Source organism: Acidovorax sp. KPB24-07, from assembly GCF_057543315.1.
This window is the reverse complement of the sequence record NZ_BAAJYS010000905.1, coordinates 1-635: the sequence shown is the minus strand read 5'-3', so window position 1 is coordinate 635 and position 635 is coordinate 1. Positions and strand designations below refer to the sequence as shown.

The 635-nt window shown below is 71.5% G+C and carries 1 protein-coding gene; it reads left to right on the top strand.

The features are described from left to right. Window positions 1-312: 312 nt before the first annotated feature. Window positions 313-635: MFS transporter (locus AC27IQ_RS26595; protein ID WP_487091470.1), on the top strand; the 323-nt coding region annotated here is incomplete at its 3' end.

Sequence of the window (635 nt, the reverse complement as noted above, 5' to 3'; positions counted from 1 at the left end):
GTCCGCAGGGCCACCCGGCCCCTGCTGCCGGGCGGGGGGCGGTCCGGCGGCGGGCCGGAAAACCATTTGCTCCTTATTTAATAGCAATCAGGGCAATGAATCCACAGGCATGGTGGCCTTTTTGCCCGCAGCGGCGAAAACGGGTTCGCCAGGCCGTCAATGCCTGCGCGGTGGCGCCGGTTCCGGCCTGCGGGCGATGGGCGAGAATCGCGGCTTTGGCTTCAGGCCCTCAGCGCACCCACCGTGCCGGATTCCTCCACCCACCTTCCAGGTCCAGGCGCCACCGCCTCGCCCCCGTCCAACGCCACCGCCATGACGCCGCTGGAGCGCCGCTCCAGCCTCGCGCTGGCGCTGATCTTCGCGCTGCGCATGCTGGGGCTGTTCCTCGTGCTGCCCGTGTTCGCGCTCGAAGCGCGCAAATACCCGGGCGGCGACGATCCCGCGCTCGTCGGCCTGGCCATGGGCATCTACGGCCTCACGCAGGCGGTGCTGCAGCTGCCGCTGGGCATGGCGTCCGACCGCTTCGGGCGCAAGCGCGTGATCGTGCTGGGCCTGGCCGTGTTCGCCGCCGGCAGCCTGCTGGCGGCGCTGGCCGACTCGCTCACCGGGCTGCTGGCTGGCCGGGCGCTGCAGGG